16 protein-coding genes are annotated in these 26188 nt (G+C 59.2%); 10 read left to right on the top strand and 6 right to left on the bottom strand.

Annotation, left to right across the window (positions count from 1 at the left end; translation table 11 throughout):
• The 4 genes from JFT63_RS02860 to JFT63_RS02845 all read left to right on the top strand — a co-directional run bounded on the left by JFT63_RS02860 (nucleotide 1) and on the right by JFT63_RS02845 (nucleotide 4743).
• The gene (locus tag JFT63_RS02860; protein ID WP_198843415.1) at nucleotides 1–648 is read left to right on the top strand and encodes a response regulator; all 648 of its coding nucleotides are present in this window, start codon (nucleotides 1–3) and stop codon (nucleotides 646–648) included.
• Nucleotides 649–755: 107 nt separating this feature from the next.
• A complete protein-coding gene (locus JFT63_RS02855) occupies nucleotides 756–1352 on the top strand; it encodes a fimbrial protein (protein WP_198843414.1) in 597 nt (198 codons plus the stop codon).
• A gap of 75 nt (nucleotides 1353–1427) precedes the next feature.
• On the top strand, nucleotides 1428–2177 hold the full coding sequence (locus JFT63_RS02850) for a fimbrial biogenesis chaperone (RefSeq protein WP_198843413.1): 750 nt from the start codon (nucleotides 1428–1430) through the stop codon (nucleotides 2175–2177).
• A gap of 85 nt (nucleotides 2178–2262) precedes the next feature.
• Nucleotides 2263–4743 carry a fimbria/pilus outer membrane usher protein gene (locus JFT63_RS02845; RefSeq protein ID WP_198843412.1) on the top strand — a complete coding sequence of 827 codons (2481 nt, stop codon included), beginning with the start codon at nucleotides 2263–2265 and terminating at the stop codon, nucleotides 4741–4743.
• A 135-nt stretch (nucleotides 4744–4878) separates the two neighbouring features.
• Here the strand turns inward: JFT63_RS02845 and JFT63_RS02840 are convergent, their stop codons facing one another.
• The 3 genes from JFT63_RS02840 to JFT63_RS02830 all read right to left on the bottom strand — a co-directional run bounded on the left by JFT63_RS02840 (nucleotide 4879) and on the right by JFT63_RS02830 (nucleotide 11006).
• Nucleotides 4879–8565, bottom strand: a complete 3687-nt coding sequence (locus tag JFT63_RS02840; RefSeq protein ID WP_198843411.1) for a translocation/assembly module TamB domain-containing protein — start codon at nucleotides 8563–8565, stop codon at nucleotides 4879–4881.
• Nucleotides 8565–10292 (bottom strand): autotransporter assembly complex protein TamA, encoded by a 1728-nt coding sequence (locus JFT63_RS02835; RefSeq protein ID WP_057700494.1) that lies wholly within the window; start codon nucleotides 10290–10292, stop codon nucleotides 8565–8567. Before JFT63_RS02835 ends, JFT63_RS02840 begins: the two co-directional genes overlap by 1 nt.
• 63 nt (nucleotides 10293–10355) lie before the next feature.
• On the bottom strand, nucleotides 10356–11006 hold the full coding sequence (locus tag JFT63_RS02830; RefSeq protein WP_057700495.1) for a GNAT family N-acetyltransferase: 651 nt from the start codon (nucleotides 11004–11006) through the stop codon (nucleotides 10356–10358).
• A 168-nt stretch (nucleotides 11007–11174) separates the two neighbouring features.
• On the opposite strand from JFT63_RS02830, the gene xthA reads away from it, so the two are divergent.
• Together xthA and JFT63_RS02820 are read left to right on the top strand one after the other, a co-directional pair.
• Nucleotides 11175–11987: an exodeoxyribonuclease III gene (gene xthA, locus JFT63_RS02825; RefSeq protein WP_057700496.1), complete on the top strand. Its 813-nt coding sequence runs from the start codon at nucleotides 11175–11177 to the stop codon at nucleotides 11985–11987.
• Between the two features lie 210 nt (nucleotides 11988–12197).
• Complete coding sequence (locus JFT63_RS02820) at nucleotides 12198–13529, top strand: substrate-binding domain-containing protein (RefSeq protein WP_198843410.1); 1332 nt, start codon at nucleotides 12198–12200, stop codon at nucleotides 13527–13529.
• A gap of 112 nt (nucleotides 13530–13641) precedes the next feature.
• On the opposite strand, the gene JFT63_RS02815 is transcribed toward JFT63_RS02820, so the two are convergent.
• The gene (locus tag JFT63_RS02815; RefSeq protein WP_198843409.1) at nucleotides 13642–14871 is read right to left on the bottom strand and encodes an acyl-CoA dehydrogenase; all 1230 of its coding nucleotides are present in this window, start codon (nucleotides 14869–14871) and stop codon (nucleotides 13642–13644) included.
• A 150-nt stretch (nucleotides 14872–15021) separates the two neighbouring features.
• Here JFT63_RS02815 and JFT63_RS02810 point away from each other — a divergent pair, with 150 nt between their 5' ends.
• From JFT63_RS02810 to JFT63_RS02800, 3 genes are all read left to right on the top strand, one after another.
• Nucleotides 15022–15951, top strand: coding sequence for a LysR family transcriptional regulator (locus JFT63_RS02810; protein WP_057700499.1), 930 nt, complete (start codon nucleotides 15022–15024; stop codon nucleotides 15949–15951).
• Nucleotides 15952–16132: 181 nt separating this feature from the next.
• Nucleotides 16133–16525: a MerR family transcriptional regulator gene (locus JFT63_RS02805; RefSeq protein WP_057700500.1), complete on the top strand. Its 393-nt coding sequence runs from the start codon at nucleotides 16133–16135 to the stop codon at nucleotides 16523–16525.
• A gap of 16 nt (nucleotides 16526–16541) precedes the next feature.
• Nucleotides 16542–17441, top strand: coding sequence for a hydroxymethylglutaryl-CoA lyase (locus JFT63_RS02800; protein ID WP_186561663.1), 900 nt, complete (start codon nucleotides 16542–16544; stop codon nucleotides 17439–17441).
• A gap of 552 nt (nucleotides 17442–17993) precedes the next feature.
• On the opposite strand, the gene JFT63_RS02795 is transcribed toward JFT63_RS02800, so the two are convergent.
• Nucleotides 17994–23141, bottom strand: a complete 5148-nt coding sequence (locus JFT63_RS02795; protein ID WP_198843408.1) for an NEL-type E3 ubiquitin ligase domain-containing protein — start codon at nucleotides 23139–23141, stop codon at nucleotides 17994–17996.
• Nucleotides 23142–23240: 99 nt separating this feature from the next.
• Nucleotides 23241–24872 (bottom strand): AMP-binding protein, encoded by a 1632-nt coding sequence (locus JFT63_RS02790; protein WP_198843407.1) that lies wholly within the window; start codon nucleotides 24870–24872, stop codon nucleotides 23241–23243.
• Nucleotides 24873–25023: 151 nt separating this feature from the next.
• Between JFT63_RS02790 and JFT63_RS02785 the strand changes: the two genes are divergently transcribed.
• Complete coding sequence (locus JFT63_RS02785; RefSeq protein ID WP_057700504.1) at nucleotides 25024–26187, top strand: isovaleryl-CoA dehydrogenase; 1164 nt, start codon at nucleotides 25024–25026, stop codon at nucleotides 26185–26187.
• Nucleotide 26188: the final 1 nt, after the last annotated feature.

Genomic DNA, 26188 nt, shown 5'->3' with positions numbered 1-26188 from the left:
ATGGATACCCTCAATGTAGTCATTGCCGACGATCACCCCATCGTACTGGTCGGGGTGCGCGAATTGATCGAGCGTGACCCACGCTTTCGCGTAGTGGGCGAGGCTGTGTGTTCTAATGAACTGGTCAACTTGCTGGCGTCCGGGCCGGTGGATCTGGTGGTCACCGACTTCAATATGCCCGGCGATTCGCCCTATGGGGATGGACTCAAGTTAGTGGAGTACCTGACACGGCACTTTCCCAGCGTGCGGGTCGTGGTACTGACGATGATCTCCAACCCGCTGATCCTGACACGCCTGCAAGAACTCGGGGTGTTGGCCGTGATCCAGAAAAACCAGTTGCATGACGAAATCCAGGCGGCACTCAAGGCCATTGCCCGCGGTAACCCGGTACGCCACAACTGGTCACAGCCGACCTCCGTCGTGGATGACGATGCGGATCTGGAGGAGCGATTCACTCGATTATCAGCCAAGGAACATGAAATTCTGCGGCTGTTTGTTGCAGGACAAAGTGTCAATGAAATTGCGCGCGGTTTAAACAGAAGTGCAAAGACCATCAGCACCCAGAAAGTCTCGGCGATGCGAAAGTTGGAAGTCAGCAGTGATCAGGATTTATTGACTTACTGCATAGAGCACAATTTATTCAACTAACAGATCACACTAAAACTTGAACGTTTAACTTCTAAGGATCGTCTGATTCTCTATTAAGCGCCAGCGTCTTATCGTGCTGCCTCACTTCCCAACATTGGAAAAGCAACATGAAAACGTTCACTCGAGCACTGCTGGCCCTTTCAATTTTCGCCGCCGCGGGTAATGCGCTGGCAGAAGGCGGAACCGTCACCCCTGTTAAAGCAGGCAGCGGCACCATCAACTTCACCGGTACCATCAACAACGATGCCTGCTCCGTTGAAGGCGCTGGCACCAACAAAACCATTTCGGTGAACATGGGCGAAGTGTCGATCAAGGACATGGGCACCGCCACCGCGCCAAAAGGTAGCGGCACGCTGAGCGCCGAGAACTTCGAGATGAAGGTCAACTGCAACGCCGGTACCAAGGTGGCCATGCTCTTCGAACCGACCTCTGGCAAAGGCAGTGGCCTGGTGACCGGCACTGGCGTGCTGAAAGTCATCGACGGCCTGGGCGCAGCCAAGAACATTGGTATTGCCTTGCTGGACTCCAATGGCGCGCTGATCGACCTGAGCTCACCCGCCACCGCCAAAATTGAAAGCAACCTGCAAGACAGCAACGCCTCGCTGAAATTCTCGGCGGCCTATGTCACCACCGGTGCTGACCCGAAACTGGCCGTGGCCGGTCGTGGCGACGCCACCCTGCCGTTCACCCTGCAATACGAATAACCCGCACGAGCATTACGGGTCCGTGCAGGGCCTGAGACCGGCCCTGCACATTCATTCATTTGCGCGGTGGTCATCATGTTTTATCGTCAATCATTGTCCTTCTGCGTAGGCCTGTTGGGCCTGCTGGCGGTCAACCAAGCCACGGCCGGTATTTCGTTGAGCAGCACGCGCCTAGTGTTCGACGGCAAGCACAAGGAAGCCGGCATCACCGTGCGCAACAGCGGTGAAGACGTGCTGATCCAGTCCTGGATCGACGCCGACGGCAGCGACGCCACCTCGGTACCCTTTGCCGTCACTCCCCCACTGGTGCGAGTGAGCAACGACGAACAGCAACTGCTACGGGTGATCTATGAAGGCACGGGCATGCCGGCCGACCGCGAGTCGGTGATGTGGCTCAACGTGCAGGAAATCCCCAAGGCTTCCAAGGCCCAGAACACTTTGCAGCTCGCCGTGCGCCAGCGCATCAAGGTGTTCTTCCGCCCTGCCGGGCTCAAAGCCGAGGCCTACCTGGCACCCGCCACATTGAAATGGCGTCTGGTTGAGCGTGGCGGCAAAAGTCTGCTGGTGGTGAGCAACCCTGGCCTGTATCACGTGTCGATTGCCGAAATCAGCCTGACCTCGGGTGCAATCAGCGAGCAGCCATTCGATTCGATGATGATTGCGCCCGGCGAGCAAAAAGAGTTCCACCTGAAACATTTCATGCCGGGTCAGGTTGCGAGTTTATTATTTCGCAGCATTAACGACTATGGCGCGCAAGACCGCTATAGCGCACAACTTTCCAACGCAGCCGATGTGCAGGCCATCGCAATTAAAGACGCCTCTTAATACGCCCGCTTATTCAGCGGTCGCACTCTCACTGTATTTATCTTCGCTCCGTTAGTTCGTATCGGAGGTGATATAGGGTTCCTGCATGTTTGTATTCAAGTACCAAGGATTGGCACCGCTGTCGGTTGCCCTGATCTTCAGCAACGCCTGCCTGGCCGACGACGATGAACAATTCAACACCTCGTTCCTGCAGGGCGCAGCCTCCGCCGTCGACGTACAAGCACTGCTCGCCAGCAGCAGTGTGCTGCCTGGCAACTACCGGGTTGACCTGTACGGCAACGACACCCTGGTAGGTCGTCGCGACATCGACTTTCGCCACAACCCGGCCACCGGTAAAACCGAGGCCTGCCTGACCCTTGAGATGGTGCAGCAATTGGGGGTCGATATCGCCAGGCTGCAAGCGGCTGGCAAACTTGCCGGCGATGACCCCAACGCTTGCATCAACCTGCCAGCCTTGATCGACAAAGCCAGCGTGCGCTACGACGTGCCGCGCCTGCGCTTGTTGGTCAGCGTGCCACAGAGCGCCATGGAACGTGGCCGCCGCGGCTATGTCGACCCGGCTTTGTGGGACGACGGTGTGCCCGCCACCTTCATCAACTACCAGTTGAGCAGCAGCCGCAACAGCAACCAGGGTGAAACCACGCTCTCCAACAACATCGGCCTGCGCAATGGTATCAACCTGGGCGGCTGGCGGCTGCGCAACGAATCGAACTTCAACAGCAGCACCGGTCGCCCCAGTACGTTCAAAAGCAACCGCAGCTACCTGCAGCATGACGTGACGGCGTTGAAGGGCCAGTTCAGCGCCGGGGATATTTTCTCCGACGCCGACCTGTTCGACAGCGTGCGCTATCGCGGCTTGAAACTGGCCTCCGACGACGGCATGCGTGCCGACAGCGAACGCGGCTATGCGCCGATCATTCGTGGTATCGCCCAGTCCAGCGCGACCGTGGAGATTCGCCAGAATAACTACATCCTCTATACCGCCAACGTGCCGCCGGGCCCGTTCGAAATCAGTGACATCTACCCCAGCGGCTCCAACGGCGACCTGGAAGTGACCATCATCGAAGCCGATGGCCGGCGCCGGGTCACAGTGCAGGCGTTTTCCAGCTTGCCGATCATGGTGCGCCAGGGCCAACTCAAATACAGCGTGTCGGCCGGCCAATACAACAGCAACAGCGATGACCAGAAGACGCCGCAGTTCGTCAGCAGCACCCTGGCCTACGGCATCAGCAGCAACCTGTCCGGGATTATCGGCGCCCAGGCCACGGAAAATTTCCAGGCCATGTCCCTCGGCGCTGGCCGTAATACCTCTATCGGTGCGGTGTCCCTGGACGTGACCCATTCGGTCAGCCGTACCTTTGGCCAGGCGGTCACGGGCAACAGCGTGCGGGCCTTGTACGCCAAGACGTTTACCGGCACCGACACCAGCTTCACCCTTGCTGCTTATCGCTATTCGACCGAGGGTTATCGCACCCTCAGCGATCACGTCGAGGAACTGAGCCATGAAGGCCAGAAGCGCACGGGGAATTCGAAAACCCGTACCGACCTGACCATCAACCAGAGCCTTGGCCTCAACCAGCAATATGGCAGCGTCTACGTGAACGCCAGTGACCAGCGCTACTGGGGCCGTGGTGGTTCGCAGAGTGTCTCGGCGGGCTACAGCAACTATTGGGGCGAGGTGAGTTACAACCTTGGCGCGACTTACAGCAAGGATGTCGGCAACTATGGGCCGGCGAACAACGACACCCTGGTCAACCTGTCGCTGTCCTTCCCCCTGGGCTCAAAACCCCGTGCACCACGGGCCTTTGTCTCCGCCAGCACGCAGAAGGCCAGCGACACCACGCAGGTGGGCATCAACGGCTACCTGTCAGAGGACAGCGACACCTATTACTCGGTGCAAGGCGGTAACAGCAGCACCGGCGGCAGCACCGGCTCGGCCAACCTCAGCACCCGCACTTCGGTGATGGATATCAGCGCCGGCTACAGTCAGGGACGCGGGTATAACTCGCAGAACCTTAACCTGGCCGGTTCCGTGGTGGGGCATGCGGGCGGGATCAACTTGGGACAAACCGTGGGTGAGACCTTTGCGCTGGCGCAGGTCGAAGGTGTCGAAGGGGCGAAAATCGGCAGTTTTTCCGGCGCCAAGACCGGTAGCAATGGCTTCGCCGTGGTGCCTAACGCGCAGCCTTATCGCGTCAACTGGATCAGCCTGGACACCCGTGACCTGGGCACCGATATCGAGATCGATAACGCCACCCAGCAAGTGGTGCCGCGACGTGGTGCTGTGGTGCTGGCGCGCTATGCCAGCAAGACCGGGCGACGTGTACAGTTCGCATTGTTCGATGCCCAGCACCGGCCTATTCCGTTTGGCGCGGCGCTGGAGGACAGTGCAGGCAAGCAAATCGCAATTGCCGACCCCAACGGCAAGGCGCTGGCGTTGGTTGAGGCCGACACTGGCACCTTGGTCATCACTTGGCAAGACCAGCGGTGCGAGGCGGCTTATGCGTTGCCGCAGCGTAATAAGGCGTTGAACTATGAGCGGGTGGAGCTGAGCTGTCGTCCCTAGTTCGCCGGTCTGTTTTGTAGGAGCGAGCTTGCTCGCGAAAAACTCAAGGGCGCCGCGTTCATTCAGAAAGCACGCGTTATCGTTGACGTCTTTCGCGAGCAAGCTCGCTCCTACAGAAAGTGTTCCGTATACCCCTCAGAAATCGCGCTTGTAGAAGATATCCAGAGAGCTGGCCACACCCGTGGCCACTTCCAGGTACACCTTCTTGCTCAGCAGGTAGCGCAAGGCAATGGTGTTAGCCGGCTCGAACACCCCTACCCCGTAACGCAGGCTGAGTTTCTCGTTGATCTTGCCGCTGGCCACCACCGCCGTACTGTTGCCAGTACCCTGGGTGTCCAGATCAAAATCCTGAATCCCCAGCTTATTGGCAATATCCGAAGTCACACCAGCACTGCCCATCAAGCCCAGGCCCAGGGCGGCTTCGGCGAGCATGTTGTTGTCTTCGCCGGTGTTGGTACGCGAACGGCCCAGCACCAGGTACGACAGCGCATCTTCCTGGGCCATGGCCGGCTCGGAGAAGATTTGTGTAGTGGGCTGTTCAGCGCTGCCACTCAGGCGGATACCTGCGGTGACCGTGCGGCTGGATTCGGTAACGATGCGCACCGCTTCGATATCCAGAAACGGTTGGTCCAAGGGCCCGGCGAACAACAGGCGTGCGCGACGTACGTTGAGGCGTTGGCCGTAGGCACGGTAACGGCCGTCGTTAAGCCACAGCTCGCCACGGGTGTCCATGTTGTCGCCGATATGCACATGGCCCTGAACCTTGGCGGTGAGGCCGAAGCCGGCGAAGTTGAGCTGGTCTTCGCCTACCTCCACGTCGATATCCATCGCCATGGCCATCGGCGGTTTGCCCTCTTCGGTCTGGCTGCCGATGATCACCGTGTCGTCGGAAACCTTGACGGTCGACGGCGGCAACTCGCGCACGGTGATGTCGCCACGGGGGATATGGACCTTGCCGGCGATCGCCAGCTTGTCGTCCTTGAGGCTGACTTTCAGGTCGGGCGCCACTTCCAGCTTGGCGTAGGGTTCCACCGTCACCGGCAGTTGCGAGCCTTTGAGGCTGAGGTCGACCACCAGGGCACGGCCCCAGTCGATCTGCCCCGTGAGGCTGCCCTGCCCGGCCTTGCCGCTGTGCCAGCCACCGTTGAGTTGCACGCTTTCACCAGCGATTTGCGCCCGCAGGTTCAAGCCCTCAAGGCTGATGGGCAACTCCGGCCCGGAGACTTCACCGTCCACCAGGTTCAGGTTGCCGTTGACCTGCGGCGCGAGCAAGCCGCCGGAGATGCGGCCGCTGCCGTTGAGCTTGCCGGTGAGTTTTTCAACCATTGGCACAAAGGGCCGCGCCACGGCGAGGTCCAGGCCAGTAAGGCTGAAGTTGCCGGTAATTGGCTTGTTGTTTGGCAGCGGGTTGATCTGCGCCTGCAACAGCAACTCGCCGAGCTTGCCGCCATGAAAGTTGAGCTGAGTGTCGATGCGCTTGGGATTGAGGGTGGTTTCCAGCTTCAGGGTGCTGTAGGGGAAATCCAGCCATTGGCCCTTGTCGCGCACGCGCAGGGTGCCGCCGCTGGCATCTACCGCTACCACACCCTTGGGGCCGCTTTCGGGCAGGTCAAGCTGCACGTCAGCATTGAGCTTGCCCTGCCAGGCGAAGTCTTTGGGCAAAAATGCCGCAAGGCTGTCGATGGGAAATTGCTTGAGATGGTAACGCAGCTTCGGTTCGGGCATCAGGCGCTGGTCTTCGCCACACAGGCTGGCAGGGCCGGAAACCCAGCAGTGCGCACCGAAGTTCAGTTTGCCATCGGCCAGCCGCTCGATTTTTGCCGGGGCTTGCAGCCGCCAATCCTGGCCGCCTGCTTGTACGTTGCCGCTGGCCAGGCGCCCGCGCCAGTTGTCTTTGTCGAGGTTGCCATCCAATGCCAGGGCCAGCTTGACCAAGGGGCCGGCCAGGTCCAACTGGACCTTTTGGTTCTTGATATCGCCCTGGGCGCTGGCGGTCAGGTTGCCGACCTGGGTTTCGCCGGCGTAGATGCCGCTGGCCTTGAGGTCGAGCCTGGCGCGTTGGGCGGTATCGAGGCTGGCGTCGAGGTTGAGCGATTGCAGGCGGTTGTCGGCAAATGCCAGTTGTTGGCCCTTGAGGTCGAGCTTGCCTTGCGGCGCTTTCAAGGTACCGGCTACATCGACACGCCCATTGATTTGCCCGCGCAGTTGCGGCCAGAGCTGGGCCAGGCGCGTCAGCTTGATGTCGATCTGCCCGGCCAGGCGTTGTTGCAGGCTGCCGCTGCCGTTGATGCGGTTGTCACCCAGGCGAATATCCAGGTTGGCGAGGGTCCATTGTTCGCCTGCACCTTCGGCCTTGGCCGCCAACACAGCGGTTTGCCCGCGCAGGCGGCCCTTGAGGTCGAGGTCAGCGTTGAGCTTGAGTTGTTCGTTCTTGAACTCGCCTTTGCTGCGAAGCGGTCCGGCCAGGGTGCCGGGTAACTCGGCCACCCAGTACGCCGGGTTCAGTGCCGACAGGTCCAGCGCGGTATCCCAGGCAATACCGTCGGCAAACTGCAGGTTCAGGTGGCCTTCGGCTTTACCCTGACCGGCCGTCAGTTTCAACTCGGGCAGGAAGACTTGCTTGAGGTCGCCACTGAAGGGGGTGACCACATTGAACTTACCCGCCGGGCCGTCGAGGTCGGCCTTGAGATTGCCCAGGTAATTGCCGTCTTTATAGGAGATTTCACCATTGAAGGTACGCAATGCCACTTGTGGCTCGTCGATCACGGGATAGAGGCGATGCCAGGGGAAGTCCAGCCAGTCGATTTTGGCGTCAGCACTGAAGCCTTGTTGCCAATCCAGGTTGGCACTGAGCTTGAGGCTTTGCTGGTCACCGGCATTCAGGTTCAGCCCGGCGATCTGCGCGCCCTTGGCGTCGACCTTGCCTTGCAGCAGTAAATCCACCGGGCCTTTTTCCGCCGGTAGCACGGCCTTGCCGAGTAACTGGTAGCCACTTTTCAGGTCGCCCTTGGCACTCAGGTCCAATTGGTTGAGTTGCAAGGTGTCCGGCAGGTCGGCGCTGGGTTTGAACGCCTCGGAGGTGATGCGCAACTGCGCCGGCAGGTTTTCTACCAGGGGTTGCAGCTCGCCGCTGAGCTTGGCCGGTAGGTAACCGCTGCTGTCGGCGTCGACTTTGAGGGTTTTGAGCAGGTCGCCGTCGATCTTGAGCGCAACGCTCCAGGGAGCACCGCCAGGGGCGTAGGGCAGGCTCAGGTTGCCGGTGGCGTTCAGCGGCCAGTCGCCGGTGGGTTGCAGCAGGCCGGCGAGGTCCAGCACCAGGTCGTCGCGCTGTAAATGTACCGAGTCGATCTGCATACCGGCGCCAGTCCAGTGCGCCGCCAGTTGCAGGCCCTTGAGCTCTTCGCTGCCGTTGAACAGCAGGCGACCGATGCGCACATCGCCCAACTGGATCGCAACCGGCAGCTTGAGTTCAGGCAGTTGGATCGGCCCGCTGCTGCTTTCGTCGGTACTGGGCGCAAATTCCAGGCTGACCTGTTCTACATCCAATCGGTTGATGCAAAGGGTCATGCGAAGCAGGCAGCCGGGCGACCAGTCAAACTTTGGCGCATTCAACTCGACGCGGCTGCCATCTTGCTGCCACAGCAGATGGTCGGCGCTCCACTGCCCGCCCAGGCGACCATGAAAATTCTCCACGCTCAAGCCCGGCACCTGGCCCAGCACCCAGCGGCTGCCCGCCTGAGTGCCGAGCACCGTCCACAGCGTCAACAGCAACAGCGCGAGGATGGCGACCAGCGCCAGCCCCGCTATTTTCAAACCACGCATCACAGCTCAGGCCCCATGGAAAAGTGCAAGCGAACGCCGCCCGGATCTTCGAGGGCATGGGCCAGGTCGAGGCGGATAGGCCCCACCGGCGATACCCAGCGCACGCCGACGCCCACGCCGGTTTTCAGGCTCGGCAGGTCGAGGTTGTTGAACGAGTTGCCCTGGTCGATAAAGGTCGCGATACGCCATTTGTCGGTGATGGAGTATTGATACTCGGCACTCAAGGCCACCATGTAGCGACCACCGATGCGATCGCCGCGATCGTTCTCTGGCGACAGGGTCTGGTACTCGTAACCGCGCACGCTCTGGTCACCACCGGCAAAGAAGCGCAACGACGGCGGCACGGATTTGTAGCCGTTGGTGGCACTGCCGCCAAATTGTGCGCGCCCCAGAAAGCGGTGGTTGTCCCACAAGGTGGTCAGGCCTTTGACAGTGGCCGTGCCGTAAAGCAGGTTGGTGTCAGACCCCAGCCCCTCTTTGGCGACCTTGGTGTCGAACATCAGGCGATACCCATGGTGCGGGTCGATTCGGTTGTCGCTGCGCAGGTAGGAATAACTGACCCCCGGCATCAACAGGTTACTCATCCCCGAGTCATTGCCCAGGCGGTATTCTTCGCGCTGGTACTTGAGAGAAATCACCCGCGTCCAGCCACTGGGCAACTTGCTGTGCCATTCAGGGCCGACGGTGAGCAGCTTGCTCAAGGTGTCGGTGTTGGCGATCTCTTCATTCTGATAGCCGCCGGCGAAGCGCAATTTGTCGGTGAGCGGCGGGTCGAGCGGGATGTCGTACCACAGGCCGACGTTCTGCCGCGGCGCCGACAACTCGGCTTCCCAGCCATAACTGTGGCCCTGGGGGTTGACCCAATGGCGAGTCCAGTTGGCTTTGCCCCGTGGGCCGACGTCAGTGGAGTAGCCCAGGCCAAGGCCCATGGTGCGCGGCTTGCGGGTTTCCAGTTGTACGGCGACCGGGATCACATCATCGGTCGCGGCCGTGGGGCTGGCGTCTACGCGCACGCCTTCGAAGAAGCCGCTGGCTTGCAGGTTCTGGTTGAGCTCGGCGACCAGTTCGGAGTCATACGGCGTGCCGCTGTCAAAGGGCACCATGCGTTGCAACAGCTCTTCATCAAACGGCGTGTCGCCGCTGAAGCTGACCTTGCCCATGCTGTAGCGCGGGCCGCTGTCGTAAATGAGTTCGATGTCGGCCACGCCCGCTTGAGGGTCAACCGCGAGCTTCTGGCTGGTAAAGCGCCCGCTGAAAAACCCGTAGCGCGAGGCCTGGTTCTGGATCAGGCGCTTGGCGTCTTCGTAATGGCCGTGGTTAAGCACCGCGCCGGATTTGAGGTCGTCGCTGGCGGGCACGCGAAAGGCCTTGAGGCTCGCGGCCTGGCCATCGACACGAATGGTCACGTCGCGCAAGTGCACTGGTTCGCCGGGATCGATGGTGAGGGTCAGACGCGGATTCTTGCCGCCCTTCACCTCGCTGGCGATCTGTGGCTGATAGAAGCCTAAAGCCTGCGCGGCTTTGCGCGCCTGCTCTTCGGCGCCACGGCTGAACCGCAGCAAGGCTTCTTCGTCACGATCGCCAACCCCGCCGATATAGCCTTCGATGTTGGCTTTCAGCGCGTCGTTTGAGGGTTTGATCCGCACGTCCAGTTCGCTTTGCGCCAATGCGCCGCAGCTTGTGAACAGCAGAATCAAGCCGCTGGTAAATCTTCCTGGAAACTTCATAGGCGCGGATGCTACACGAGCTAGGGAGGGACTTAGAACCGGGAATTGTCTGAATAATTCTGGCTAAGCCGTTGCAGGATGTAACGCCTGGGGATTGGGATGGAAAAACACATGCTCCAGTACTGGCCCTACGGCGACTTCGCCGATCTCTTCATAGCCTTGGCGCTTGTAGAAATCCAGGTAGCGGGAGTTGCCGGTGTCGAGCACCACGCCTGAGGAATGCGGGTCGTCAGCGCACCAATTGTGGACGGCTTCGAGCAGTTGCTCACCATGATGCTGGCCCTGGAACTGCGGGTGAATACCCAGCAGCGGCAACACATGCACGGCCTCGCTGGGCAAGCACGCCAGTACGGCCTGATGATATTCCAGGTAGCGTCGCGTACCGCGCACGCCCGTGCTCAGCCACATGCGGATTTGCCAGGCCCAGCTTTCGGTGATGCCCAGGCGGCGTTGCGGCGGCGCGATCAGGGCTATACCGATCAACCGGTCGTTGACGAACAGGCCGATGGCGGGAAGTTTCTGGAAGAAGTGCTGCTTGACCAATTCGCGCACGGTGGCGCGCACCCGCTGCTCGTAACCCGGCCGCTCGGCTTCAAAGATGTAGGCGAAGGTCGGTTCGTGGCGATACGCCTGATAAAGCAGAGATCGCGCTTCACGGGAATAACCGCTATTGAGCAGGCGGATTTCGGCAGTGGCCGTCGAAGTGTCTGGCATAACAGTCAATCTCCCTGGGCGCCACTCAAACATGGCGTTCTTATGGGTACGAACCTGCACAGCTCCAGTCGTTCCCCGACATTAGCAGCGCATTGCCCTTACCGCCACACTGGCCCCCATCCGACTTGTCGGCTAGCATCGCCCTTTTGCCAGACTGGACTGCCGACCATGAAAATCGTCTCCTTCAATATCAACGGGCTGCGTGCTCGCCCTCATCAGCTGGCGGCGCTGATTGAAAAGCATCAACCCGACGTGATCGGCCTGCAGGAAACCAAGGTCCACGATGATCAGTTCCCGCTGGCCGAAGTGCAGGCCCTGGGTTATCACGTGTACTACCACGGACAGAAAGGCCATTACGGCGTGGCCCTGCTCTCGCGCCAGCCGGCCTTGAGCCTGCACAAAGGTTTCGCCAGCGATGAAGAAGACGCCCAGCGCCGTTTTATCTGGGGCACCTTTGCCGACGAACATGGCCAGCCGGTCACCATCATGAACGGCTATTTCCCCCAGGGCGAAAGCCGCGACCACCCCACCAAGTTTCCGGCCAAGCAGCGCTTCTACGAAGACTTGCAGCACCTGCTGGAAAGCCAGTTCAGCAATGACCAGGCGCTGGTGGTGATGGGCGATGTGAACATTTCCCCGCAAGACTGCGACATCGGCATCGGCGCCGACAACGCCAAACGCTGGCTGAAAACCGGCAAGTGCAGCTTCCTGCCGGAAGAGCGCGAGTGGATGGAGCGCCTGAAAAACTGGGGCCTGGTGGACAGTTTCCGCCACCTCAACCCCGATGTGACCGACCGTTTCAGCTGGTTCGACTACCGCAGCCGTGGTTTTGAGGATGAGCCTAAGCGTGGGTTGCGCATTGACGTGATCATGGCGTCGACCGGGCTGGTGCCACGGATCAAGGATGCCGGGGTGGATTACGATTTGCGCGGGCTGGAGAAGCCTTCGGATCATGCGCCGATTTGGCTGGAATTGAGCTGAGCTCAAAAATAAATTGTAGGAGCGAGCTTGCTCGCGAAGAACTTGAAAGCGCCGCGTTAAAACAGAGTCGCTGCGTTATCGTTGACGGTTTTCGCGAGCAAGCTCGCTCCTACAGGGCATCAGGGTTTGCCGGCGCCTGTGTCGGTCATATTGCTGCAATCCAACTGACTTAATCTCCCGGCACTCCCTTTGGCTTGAGAAGGTGCCGGCATGATGCTGCGCGTTCTGTTCCTGTGTTTTGCCCTCGCACTCCCCGCGATGGCAGCTTCCCTTCCCATTCCCGACCAAGGCCCGGCCCTGCGCATCCAGGGCTCCAACACCATCGGCGCAGCTCTCGGCCCGGCGTTGGTCAAGGGTTTAATGGAGTATCAAGGCTTACGGGATGTGCGCAGCGAACCGGGTGCCGGGGCAAATGAACAGCGTGTGATCGGCACGACGCGTCAAGGCAAGACGGTGACCATCGAAATCGCGGCCCACGGTTCCAGCACCGGCTTTATCGCGCTGAAAAACGCCCGCGCCGACCTGGCCGCGGCGTCGCGCCCCATCAAGGACGGCGAACTGGTGGACCTTGAACCTCTGGGCGACCTGAAAGGCCCCGATGCCGAACAGGTCATCGCCATTGATGGCCTGGCGATCATTGTTAGCCCGCGCAATTCACTCCATAGCCTGACCACCGAGCAGTTGGCTCAGATCTTCAACGGTGAAGTCAGCACCTGGGAGGCGTTGGGCGGGAGTGGCGGGGCCATTCATTTATATGCCCGTGATGATCAGTCCGGCACCTACGACACCTTCAAAGAACTGGTGCTCGACCGACGCAAGCAACCGCTCGCGCCCTCCGCCAAGCGTTTCGAATCCAGCGAACAGTTGTCCGATGCCGTCAGCCAGGACCCTCAGGGTATCGGCTTTATCGGCCTGCCCTATGTGCGTCAGGCCAAGGCGGTGGCGATTGTCGACGGTGACTCGCAACCGATGTTGCCGCTGACCAGCCTGATCGCCACCGAAGATTACCCGCTGTCGCGTCGGCTGTTCTTCTACTTGCCACCCTCCTCCCCCAACCCGTGGGCCAAGGCGCTGGTGGACTTTACCCAAGGCAGCAAGGGCCAGGCGATAGTGGCGGCCAATGGCTTTATCGCCCAGCAAGTGCAGGCGATCGGCGTGACACCGCGCCCGTCGATGCCGGACGATTACCAGGCCATCGCCCGCGACGCTCAGCGCCTGACGGTAAATTTTCGCTTCGAAGAGGGTAGCGCCAGCCTCGACAACAAGGCGCGCCAGGATTTGCAGCGGGTAGTGGCTTATATCAAAAACCAGGGCAAGCTGAACAAGCAGGTCACGCTGGTGGGGTTTGGCGATACCAAGAATGATCCGCAGCGTGCGGCATTGTTGTCAAAGTTACGCGCAATGGCGGTGCGCCGCGAGCTGGTCAAAAGCGGCGTGGTGCTCAAGGATATTCGCGGGTTTGGTGCGCAGATGCCGGTGGCGGCCAATACTGCGGATGAGGGGCGGATCAAGAATCGGCGGGTGGAGGTATGGGTGTATTGAAATTTTGGGGGTTGGTGTGCCTGGACTGGCCTCATCGGGGGCAAGCCCCCTCCCACCTTTGACTGTGTTCGCAAATCAAAATGTGGGAGGGGGCTTGCCCCAGATTGGGGTGTTACTGCCCGCCGCGCATCAATTCCCGCGGCACATATTTGCCAATCTCAAACTTGCCAATCGCTGCGCGATGCACTTCGTCCGGGCCGTCGGCCAGGCGCAGGGTGCGTTGCATGGCGTACATATAGGCCAGCGGAAAATCATTGGAAACCCCGGCGCCGCCGTGAATCTGGATGGCGCGGTCGATCACCTTCAAGGCCACATTCGGCGCCACCACCTTGATCTGGGCGATTTCGCTTTTCGCTACTTTATTGCCCACCGTGTCCATCATGTACGCCGCTTTCAGAGTCAGCAGACGCGCCATGTCGATTTCCATGCGCGAGTCGGCGATCTTGTCGATATTGCCGCCCAGACGAGCCAGCGGCTTGCCGAATGCGGTGCGGCTTACCGAGCGCTTGCACATCAATTCCAACGCGCGCTCGGCCATGCCGACAGAGCGCATGCAGTGGTGGATACGGCCCGGGCCGAGGCGTCCCTGGGCGATTTCGAAGCCACGACCTTCACCCAGCAAGACATTTTCATACGGCACACGCACGTTTTCGAACAACACTTCAGCATGGCCATGAGGCGCATCGTCGTAGCCGAACACCGGCAACGGGCGCACGATTTTCACGCCGGGGGTGTCTACCGGCACCAGGATCATTGAGTGCTGCTGGTGGCGTGGTGCATCCGGATTGCTCAGGCCCATGAAGATCAGGATTTTGCAGCGCGGGTCACAGGCGCCGGAGGTCCACCATTTCTTGCCGTTGATCACCCACTCATCGCCCTGGCGTTCAGCGCGGGCGGCCATGTTGGTGGCGTCCGAGGAGGCGACATCGGGCTCGGTCATGGCGAAGGCCGAGCGAATTTCGCCACGCAACAGCGGTTCAAGCCAGCGTTGTTTCTGCTCTTCGTTGGCGTAGCGCACCAGCACTTCCATATTGCCGGTGTCGGGTGCGGAGCAGTTGAACGGCTCCGGGCCCAATAACGAGCGGCCCATGATTTCCGCGAGCGGCGCGTATTCGAGGTTGGTCAGGCCAGCGCCGAGTTCGGATTCAGGCAGGAACAGGTTCCACAAGCCCTCGGATTTGGCCTTGGCCTTGAGCTCTTCCATGATTGCGGTGGGCTGCCAGCGATCACCTTCGCTGACCTGGCGTTCGAACACCGGCTCGGCCGGGTAGACGTAGGCGTCCATAAACGCAGTGACGCGTTCACGCAGTTCCTGAACCTTGGGCGAATAGGCGAAATCCATGAGCAGCTCCCTTCTTTGAGAGGTTGTTTAGGTCATGCATTCGATGCTAGAACAGCGCTGATAATTTACCTAGCCTATTCTCGGCGTGTATTAACATTCATCACCGATATATGATCGGCGTATGGACACTCACAATAAGAGCGCAACGAAATGAATTTGAGCAAGGTCGACCTCAACCTCTTCATCGTCTTTGATGCGATCTACACCGAAGCCAACCTGACCCGCGCCGGGCAGATCGTCGGCATCACCCAGCCGGCTGTGTCCAACGCCCTGGCGCGCCTGCGCGAAACCTTCAACGACCCGCTGTTCGTGCGTACCGCCCAAGGCATGGTGCCCACACCGATGGCGCAGAACATCATCGGCCCGGTGCGCAATGCGCTGTCGTTGCTGCGGGTGTCGGTACAGGAAAGTCGGATTTTCAATCCCCAGCAGGCGGCCAAGACCTACCGCATCAGCATGACCGACCTCACTGAAGCGGTGATCCTGCCGTTATTGTTCCAGCGCCTGCGTCGCCTGGCGCCGACGGTGGTGATCGAGAGTTTCCTGTCCAAGCGCCGTGAGACCACCAAGGAACTGGCCGCCGGGCGCCTGGATTTTGCTGTGGATGCGCCGCTCAACACCGACCCGCAGGTGCGCCATGTCAAGCTGATGGAAGACCGCTACGTGTGCGCCATGCGCAAGGGTCACCCCATGGCCGGCAAAGACAAATTCAGCCTGGACGATTACCTGTCGCTGACCCACATTCATATTTCCAGCCGTCGCAATGGCTTGGGCCATGTGGACCTGGCGCTGGGCAAGATGGGCATCCAGCGCAAGATCGCCCTGCGCTCGCAGCACTACCTGATGGCTTCGCAAGTGTTGCAGCAGACCGACATGGTCATGACCGTGCCCGAGCGCTTCGCCCGCCGCCATGAACTGCACTGGTTCAACCTGCCGCTCAACGACGTGCCGCCGGTGGAAACCCACCTGTACTGGCACGAAAGCACCGACCAGGACCCGGCAAACCGCTGGATGCGTGAGCAAATGATCGAGTTGTGCCAGCAAGTCACCGCCCACGAAAAGAAGCTCGACAAATTGTAGGAGCGGGGGGGACGCCTAGTTCTTGCTCGCGAAAATCGTCAACAATAACGTGGGCTGCCCGGTTCAACCCGGTGCTCTCGGATTTTTCGCGAGCAAGCTCGCTCCTACAGTACTGATGACGGCCTTGACGTTCACGTCAACCTGCAATTAGCTTAGCGCCAAGCCTTTCTTGAGCACCGCCATGAGCACCACCTACAGCATCTCCGACCTCGCCCGCGAGCTCGATATCACCACCCGCGCCATTCGCTTCTATGAAGAACAAGGCCTGCTGGCTCCGGAACGTCGGGGCCAGGAGCGCATCTACTCGGCGCGGGACAAGGTCAGCCTCAAGCTGATCCTGCGGGGTAAGCGCATCGGCTTTTCCCTGGCCGAATGCCGCGAACTGATCGAACTCTACGACCCCAGCGGCGGCAACCAGATCCAGCTCAACAGCATGTTGGCGAAAATCGCCGAACGCCGCGAACAGCTGGAACAGCAGCTGCTGGATATCGAACAAATGAAGCTGGAACTGGACACCGCCGAAGAGCGCTGCACCCAGGCCCTGGCGCAGACCATCAGCCAAGCCGGCCATTAACCAGAAGGTAACTGCCATGTCCCTCCCCTCTTACGTGCGCCTGGTGGAAGTCGGCCCACGCGACGGTTTGCAGAACGAAGCCCAGCCCATCAGCGTGGCGGACAAAGTCCAGTTGGTAGACGCGTTGAGCCAAGCCGGGTTGAGCTATATCGAAGTCGGCAGTTTTGTCTCGCCCAAATGGGTACCGCAGATGGCCGGTTCGGCTGAGGTATTCGCGCAGATCCAGCGCAAGCCTGGCGTGACCTACGGTGCGCTGGCGCCGAACCTGCGCGGCTTTGAGGATGCGCTGGCGGCCGGCGTCAAGGAAGTTGCGGTGTTTGCTGCGGCGTCTGAGGCGTTTTCCCAGCGCAATATCAACTGCTCTATCAGCGAAAGCCTGGAGCGATTCGCGCCGATCATGGCGGCGGCCAAGCAACACGGCGTCAGCGTGCGCGGGTATGTGTCGTGCGTGCTGGGCTGCCCCTATGAAGGCGATGTTGCCCCGGAGCAAGTCGCCGCGGTCGCCCGTGAGCTGTACGCGATGGGCTGCTATGAAGTCTCACTGGGCGACACCATCGGCACAGGCACCGCGGGCGCAACCCGGCGCCTGTTCGAAGTGGTCGGCGCGCAAGTGCCGAGGGACAAGCTGGCCGGGCATTTCCATGACACCTACGGCCAGGCCATCGCCAATATCTATGCCAGCCTGCTCGAAGGCATCCATGTGTTCGACAGCTCTATCGCGGGCCTCGGCGGCTGCCCTTACGCCAAAGGCGCCAGCGGTAACGTTGCCACCGAAGACGTGCTGTACCTGCTCAACGGTTTGGGGATCGAAACCGGGATCGACCTGGAACGCTTGATTGGCGCGGGCCAGCAGATCAGCCATGTTCTTGGGCGACCTACAGGGTCTCGTGTTGCGAAGGTGCGTAACGCCGGTTGAGTAGCACAGCTGTGACAATGTGTTACCGCACACATACACAACGGGTAACGCGGGAACAGAATTCGTCGTGCTTAGGCAACACCCTTTCCAGGAAAAAATATAAGCGATTGATTTTAAACGGTTTTTAAAAGTTGGCACGGCTTCTGCTATCTCTATGGCATAACAAGAATAAAAAGCGCCAAACCTAATAAAAACAAGACGAAACGACTCTGACATAACAAAAACAACACGGCAGAGACGCAGCTAACAGATTTTTTTGGAGAAGATGTGCTTCGCAGGGTACGGCGTGCCGCAACCCGCAACCGGATAGAGAAAAATAAAACTACCTCAGGTAGCTACCACTGGTTGGATCGTTTACGAAGAAGCAGGTCAGCGTTCAAAAAAATACGTTTGCTCTTGACCCCGGATGGGGGTCGCTAAAAACAGCAGTACGGGCCACGGCTACCAAAAACAACAACAGGCCGCCCCTCAATAATAAAAAAGAGCACGCAACGACAAATTAAAGGGGACCTTCGGGTCCCCTTTGTGCATCCAGAGGTTGATAGCTCAGAGCTACACTCCCGGCTCCGCCGCGTGGTTATCGAGTACCTTTCGCGTCAGCATCCTTAACCCGTTATTTTGCTGCTCCCTGCGCGCAACGCCGAGCGCGCGCATCTGCGCGTCGTAAAAGCCGCTTTGCATCGAACCATCGGCCAAAATCTCATCCTTAGTCATACCCAGCAAGGTTCCCAGCCGCTCAACCGCCGCATCTCGATTGGCTTGCCAAGCGTCTCGTGTCGCTTGATCCGCGTCAGCGTCCGGCTCCGCTTGCAATTGCGATAACGTCTCCAGCGCTTCACTTTTTTCCTCGATATTTGCCATGTCGGGGCCTGTCAAGGAATTGAATTCACGGGCGTAGTGTTTACGCAGATACCTTTCCCAGTATTCTTGCCCAACCAAAAAATCGACTTCGTCGCTACCTATCGCTTCGGCTCTAAGCACCTCTACGTAAGCGTCCTCGATCGCTGTTTGACTCACGTCGGCGATTGCAGGGAAGAGCATTCTGCGCGTCTTGACCGGCAGCCCAAGCCTGTCCGCCAGGCGGATCCTGTATGCCAGGATCACTTCGCTTTGCTCTTTGAACTCAACGCCTCGGGCAGTCACATCTCGCTGCGCAATGTCGTCCACCAACTTCAGACGAAACAATTTTTTCGACGCCACCAACAGTTGATTTTCGAGAGCTGGACCCTCTGCCAGTTGCGTAGTTTCCAGCACGAACAGCTCTCGCTCCAGATTCATGAATTCCAGCGTACTTCCATCACCACAGGTAAACCTTTCATCGGCAATATCGAACATCAGTTCACGAAAACTCTCGTGTTCACTGACAGCCGTAAGCATCTCCCAAATACGCTCACGCAATTGCGGCCGGGTTACCACGCTTTGGTATTCAGCAGAGCGGGTAACGTCAGTGATGATGGTAAAAAACGCGCTTGAGTTCGGATCCGCGCCCAGCGAATCCCAAAGTGGTTCGCAGCGTGTTCGCTCGGTGTGTTCCAGATCGCGTAGCCATAACTCGCGCCCTTCAGCACGGGTGACATGTGCCCATAACGGTTGAACATACGGTGCGCGGTTACCAAGACGTGCAACGGTTTCTTCAGATAACGGATTATCGTGCAGGTTGATTCTTTCAATATTATCGAACGCATAATCAGGCAGCGTACTGATCTGATTTGAATGCAGATCAATCGCGGCGAGCTGCGTCAGATGCTCGGCTCCAGAGGGAAATGTGTGCGTCTCGGTATTGCTCAAGTCGAGTCGATTGAGGCTTCGTAGCCCGCTTATATCAGCGGTCCAGCCCAACCGGAGGTTGTCTGCCAGATTAAGAATTTTCAACCCGCCCATGCGTTCCAGGCGCGCGCTCGCCTGTGCGGTCAGCGCCAGGTCGTTTGCGCTCAAATCCAGTTTGGTCAGTCCAGCCCCTTCATTGGCAAACTCCGGCAGTTGGGTCAGATAGTTCCCACTAGCCTTTAACCAACGCAACCGGCCAAAAGCTCGCAGGAACACCATCGAGTCATCGGTCAGCCACATACGGCTCAAATTCAAGCTGCCCACGTGATCCATATTGGCGGTGATCGCTGGCAGTTGCTGAATGTTTTCATCGGATATATCAAGGGTATGACCAATGGGGCTCCCATCTGCTGCGTGCGCTTGCGCAGAGATACGCCGCCAGGCAGATTTGATTCTGGACGCGACTCTGCGCCTGCTGTCGGAGAGATTCGCTCCGCCCTCCTGGACCCAATGAGTCAAGGTGGTGTGGAGTCCTTCGAATTCCTTCTCCAGCTCAATCAATCGCGCCAGGAAATCAGCATGGCTTCGCCCTTCCATGCCCAACAATGCTCGCACCTCTTCAGTTTCCAGGGTGGGGTACAGCCGCCCCACCTTGAGGTCACATATGAACGGGAGTTCGGCAGCCCCCGTTACAGGGCTCAGTGGATAGCCATAACGCCCGTCGGCAAGGCGCATGGGCGATTTGTAGCCTGGCTTGATGGGCTGCACATTCAGCGCCTGCCTGGCCGACGCTTCGTTCAATGGCTGTCGCACAAGTTCTCTCTTCAGGTTATCTGTCGCGGCCCTGAGCCGCGCCCAGTCGCCAAACTCGCCGCCCGTAGCGAACCAAAGCGCGCTGTAGAACGCATCTTTGTCTGAGCGCGCGTACAGCGTTTCGTCCAATGCGTTGCGAACCTCCCAACGCGTCATGCTGAGACGAATTATCCGAAACCGTTTGAGGGCATCGCGTTCTCCAACCTGATCCAGCAACGTTCCTGTTGAGCTGTCGGCGCGCAGCTCGATGCCTATCCCCTGCAGTTTTCCGGGGATGGCTGCCAGCTTGTGCAAGGCAAGCCGCACGCTATCCATCGTGAGCCGGGTGCCAAAGTGAAGCGCGGCATGAGCGCGCAGCAGACGCGCACGCGGCAGATAGCTTCGGGCCTCCTCTGCCAGGCGCAATGGCACACGCGAGCTTTGCTCCATGTAGGTCATTTCTGCGCTGGTGGCATGTTGCAGCAGCTCTTCAATAACCAGTTTGGGCAAGCCTGGAAAGGAGCGCTGGACCAATTGCACGTTGGGATCACTGGACAGGTTACCGGCTGCAAGGTCGCGCTCGATGAGGTCATCGCGTTGTTCCCGCGCCAGCTTCAACAAGCGACGCTGATAATGGGCCAACCGCTTGGCATAGGAAGGCACGTCGAGTGCCCTTTCACTGACTGGCCGTTGCAGATGATCGGGCAATTCAACCTCGACCTCACCGGTCACGATCGTATCGAGCGTGACCGTGTCACGTGGAATGCCCTCTTTCAACAACATGCGCGCTTCAGCAAGGTCCAACTGCGCCAGTAAGGGCTGCAGGATGCGCCCCGAGAGAACCTCCTCTTCGCTCAGTACCACGGTTTCCTGCACGGCGATATCGGGGGTGGAACGCCAGATGGTTTCTCCGGCAGCATTCCTGATTTCCAGCACCTTGGTACTGGGCCATGCGCCATCGCGCTGGAGCAGGTCGAGCTGCTGGTAACCACTCACACGCCCAAACTCTTCAGGATGAGTGCTGCTCAGGTTGTCGAGCAAGGTCTGGTAACTGAGGTGGATGTCAAAGTGCCTCAGGCCTTCGCGGAACAGCGGCGCAGGTAACTGCTGATCAATGTAAAGTCGGCGTAGCTCGTCATCCGTGACCCCACTCATGATTCTGAGCTGTTCCAGTTCGGTATCGCTCAGTGCATCGACCGTGTGCCCTATGCGGCGCAGCAAGGTTCTGCGATCCCACCCCAGGGGTTGTTCGAACTCGTGGACCCAGGCACCACCGCCGTTATGACGAACTCGCGGTGAATACTGCGATGCCCCATCCGGATGCACAAGCCTGGTCCCGCCTTCGCCCTCCATGATCCGGTAGTGTGCGGCATCCACCGGCAGATAGGCTTGACCTTGATGAACGTACAAGCCTCTGGCATCTGGCTTGATGTCAGCGGGTAATGTCACCGAGTGCTTGAATGTTCCCAAGTCAGAATCGTGCAAGCGCACCCTTGCGTCCGCAAATTCGATACGAACCAGGCGTTTGACGAACGCCGAGTCCTTAGCCAGCATCAGTGCCTTGGGCACCGCCAGCCCAGCCGCCCCCAGCAACACCGCCGAGAAATGCCCCCAGGCCTCCTGGGTCTGCCCCTCGGACCACGCCTCTGCGCCCTCGACGAACTCATTGAACATTTGCACTGCCGCGACGGCCAACATGACATCGCCAAGAACAGGGACCACAAACGCAGCCACGTTAAGAATATCCAGCGCCTTGTTGCCCCACCACGCCAACCGAGCGCTGTGCTCACGCGCGTCAATGTCATGCGTCGACACCGCTGCGGTACTGCTATTGCTGATGATCGAGCGGATTCTGTGTAGCGCGCTGTCATACCACACATCTTTCCACGCCATTGCATAACCGTAGTCCGCTGGACTACTGAGCCTGCGTTTTGAACCGAGGTCAAAATCGTCGAATGGCGTGAATACCCCCTCGGGATCCAGCATTGCCTTAAGCCGTGTGAAAAAAACATCCTGTTGGGAAAGCAGCACGAACTGACTGAAAAATGCACGGTACTTGGCGCTGCACAAACGTGTTGTCAGGTGGTCGGCGAACAGATCGAGATTGGGGTATTCCTTAAGTACGAACTCCGGGTCGCCGGGTATATAAACCAAGCAGCGAGCAGGCAGGATTAAAGTACTCCTGAAGTAGGTTTTAACTACTACAGGGCCGATGATCAGAATCTGTTCCAGGGCGCATGCGCACAGCGAAAACCTTGAGTACTTGACCTCCAATCCATCCAAGGTGAGTCCACTCTGGTTGATCAGGAGATTCTTGATCAACGCATGGCTATCCGTCTGAATGTCCTGCTTCATCACGGCGATTTGCGCAGCCAGCGCCAGCTGATTTCGATGGGCTGTGATCATCGAGCTGTAGAGTTTGCCGGACGACGCACCTGGGGTTGTCGGACGGATCTGAGCATTGAGCGTGTTACGGACATGGTCGTAGTACTTTGCACCTAGATCCAACTCCCGGCACATCCGCGCAAACTCGTGCGCCTCGATTCGAACCCGAACGGTCTTTACGTCGCCAGGAATCGGTCGTGCTTGCGGCAAGCGCCGATGAAAGTTGTACTCGGTAATCAGGTGACAGTCCTTGCAGGCCGGGACCTTGGCCTCATCCTCGGTGAAGTTGCCCAACGCGGCTTCGAGCAGGCTGACTCCCTTGTAGAAATAGAACACTGGATCCAACACCACGGCACTGCTGCGTGCAACTGCAGTGGGCATGCGTTCACACTGCAACTCTTCCATTTTGCGCGCGTAAAAAACACGCAAAACGTCCAGCCGAAGGTTGAATGTTTTTTCAATGGCCGCCACCAGCAGAGGCGCTGCAAAATCAACCGGGCTTTTCAACTCAACCAACAACTGATCCAGCTGATTCAATGATCGCCGGCTGCGCGCGTGGATATTCTTGAGGTTCGCCCTGGACTCCTCTGATGCATATCGATACCAATCAGGAATCTTCAGCGGCTGAAGAGCCAGTTGTCTTTTGTGCTCTGCCAGCGACTGCGTATACCAGTCAGGTGTGTTGTCTTGGAGGGTATAGAAGTGAACGCTTTGTTCGTCCGCGTCAGGCGCCGCAGAGGGAGGACTGGCTGTCATGTGGAATATCCCGAGGATAGCGAAGTAAGTTCGCTACCCTAAGGGGCCCGTCGCACAGGCAGGTCATACAGGGCTACCACCCTTTTGGGGCTTACGGTTTCAGTTTCGTTTGAGTTCCTCCAATGTCATCTCGCGCATACGAAACTTCTGAATCTTGCCGGTGACCGTCATCGGAAACTCGTCCACAAATTTAAAGTACCTGGGCGTCTTGAAGTGGGCGATGCGGTCCTTGCACCAGCTCAACAGTTCCAGCTCGTTGGCCACATGGCCGGGATGGAATTTGATCCAGGCGACGATTTCTTCACCGTAACGCTCATCCGGAATACCGATGATCTGCACGTCGGCCACGGCCGGATGGGTGAAGAAAAACTCCTCCAGTTCACGCGGGTATACGTTTTCGCCGCCGCGAATAATCATGTCCTTGTTCCGCCCGGCAATGCAGACGTAGCCGTGTTCATCCATGGTCGCCAGGTCGCCGGTGTGCATCCAGCCGGCCTCATCAATTGCCTCGCGGGTGCTGTCGGGGTTGTTCCAGTAACCGAGCATCACGCTGTAGCCACGCGTACACAGCTCACCGATCACGCCACGAGCCACGGTGTTGCCGGCATCGTCGACAATCTTGGTCTCCAGTTGCGGTTGGGTGCGGCCCACCGTGGTGACGCGCCGTTCTATATCGTCATCCGCTCCGGTTTGCAGCGACACAGGGCTGGTTTCGGTCATGCCGTAGGCAATCTGCACTTCGCTCATATGCAGTTCGTTGATGACCCGACGCATGACTTCGATAGGGCATGTCGCCCCGGCCATGATGCCGGTGCGCAGGCTGGCCAAGTCGAACTCGGCCCGTCGCGGGTGATCGAGCATGGCGATAAACATGGTCGGCACGCCATACAGGCCGGTGGCGCGTTCTTCGGCGGCGGCGGTCAATGTCAGCAGCGGGTCGAAACCGTCATTGGGATAGATCATGGTGGTGCCGTGGGTGATGCAACCGAGGTTGCCCATCACCATGCCGAAGCAGTGATACAACGGCACCGGGATGACCAGGCGGTCCTGCGCGGTCAGGCCCAGGCTTTCGCCGACCATGTAACCGTTATTAAGGATGTTGTGGTGACTGAGGGTAGCCCCCTTGGGAAAGCCCGTGGTGCCGGAGGTGTACTGGATATTTACCGGTTGATCGAAATGCAGGCTGGCCTGGCGGCTGTGCAGTTGCTCGGGCGGCACGCCTGCGCCAAGGTCTGCTAACTGCGACCAGGGCAAAAACTCCGGCGGCGGGCTGGGATCAAGGCTGATCAGGCCGCGCAACTCAGGCTTGAGTGCCTGGAGCATGGCGTGGTAATCGGAGGTCTTGAACGAGCCGGCGCACACCAGCCATTGGCAGTCGGATTGCTTGAGCACGTAATCCAGTTCACTGCTGCGATAGGCCGGGTTGATGTTGACCAGAATGACGCCAAGCTTGGCGCTCGCGATCTGGCAGATCAGCCACTCGTCGCAATTGGGTGCCCATATGCCCAGGCGGTCGCCGACCTGCATGCCCAATGCGAGGAACGCCCGGGCGTGCAGATCAACCGTCTCGGCCAGTTGCCGCCAGGTGTAGCGCCGCTGCTGATGGCGAACCACCAAGGCTTCGCCATCAGGATACTGCGCGACGGTTTGATCGAACGCCTGGCCAATGGTCATGGCCAGCAAGGTCTTGTCCTGGGAGCCACGGCTGTAGCTCTGATTCGGTTGATCCATAACGACCCCTTGTTGTCTTTTTTGTAGGTTGACGTAAACGTAAACTACGATTGACAGCATCGCAACGCAAGCTTACGTTAACGTAAAGGTGAGCGTCCTCCTCTTGCGGCCCACCCACACAACAACAAAGTCCACATTAAGGTGCCTGTCCATGAGTTACCCGTCCCTGAACTTCGCCCTCGGCGAAACCATCGACATGCTGCGCGACCAGGTGCAGTCCTTCGTGGCCAAGGAAGTCGCTCCGCGTGCGGCGCAGATCGACATCGATAATCTGTTTCCCGCTGACCTGTGGCGCAAGTTCGGGGACATGGGCCTGCTGGGCATCACCGTGCCGGAAGAATACGGCGGTGCCGGCCTGGGCTACCTGGCCCACGTGGTGAGCATGGAAGAAATCAGCCGCGGCTCGGCCTCGGTGGCGCTCTCGTACGGAGCTCACTCCAATCTGTGCGTCAACCAGATCAACCGCAACGGCAACCACGAACAAAAACTCAAGTACCTGCCCAAGCTGATCAGCGGCGAGCACATTGGCGCCCTCGCCATGAGCGAGCCGAATGCCGGCTCCGACGTGGTCTCAATGAAACTGCGTGCCGACAAACGCGGCGACCACTACGTCCTCAATGGCAGCAAGACCTGGATCACTAACGGCCCCGACGCCAATACTTATGTGATCTACGCCAAGACCGACCTGGAAAAGGGCCCCCACGGCATTACCGCCTTTATCGTCGAGCGCGACTGGAAAGGCTTCAGTCGCAGCAACAAGTTCGACAAGCTGGGCATGCGCGGCTCCAATACCTGCGAGCTGTTTTTCGATGACGTCGAAGTACCCGAAGAAAACATCCTCGGCGTGCTCAATGGCGGCGTGAAAGTGTTGATGAGCGGCCTGGATTACGAACGCGTGGTGCTCTCCGGCGGCCCTACCGGGATCATGCAGGCGTGCATGGACTTGATCGTGCCCTACATCCACGACCGCAAGCAGTTCGGCCAGAGCATCGGCGAATTCCAGCTGATCCAGGGCAAGGTTGCCGACATGTACACCCAGCTCAACGCCAGCCGGGCCTACCTCTACGCCGTGGCCCAAGCTTGCGAGCGCGGCGAGACGACGCGCAAGGATGCCGCCGGCGTGATCCTGTACAGCGCCGAGCGCGCCACGCAAATGGCTCTGGATGCGATCCAGATTCTGGGCGGCAACGGCTATATCAACGAATTCCCCGCAGGGCGCCTGTTGCGTGACGCCAAGCTGTATGAAATCGGCGCCGGTACCAGCGAGATTCGGCGGATGTTGATCGGTCGCGAACTGTTCAACGAAACCCGCTGAA

Origin of the sequence: Pseudomonas sp. MF7453 (genome assembly GCF_016405455.1) — a bacterium.
GTDB lineage: Bacteria > Pseudomonadota > Gammaproteobacteria > Pseudomonadales > Pseudomonadaceae > Aquipseudomonas > Aquipseudomonas paralactis.
The sequence above is the reverse complement of the archived record's forward strand: the minus strand, read 5'-3'. Positions and strand labels throughout refer to the sequence as shown.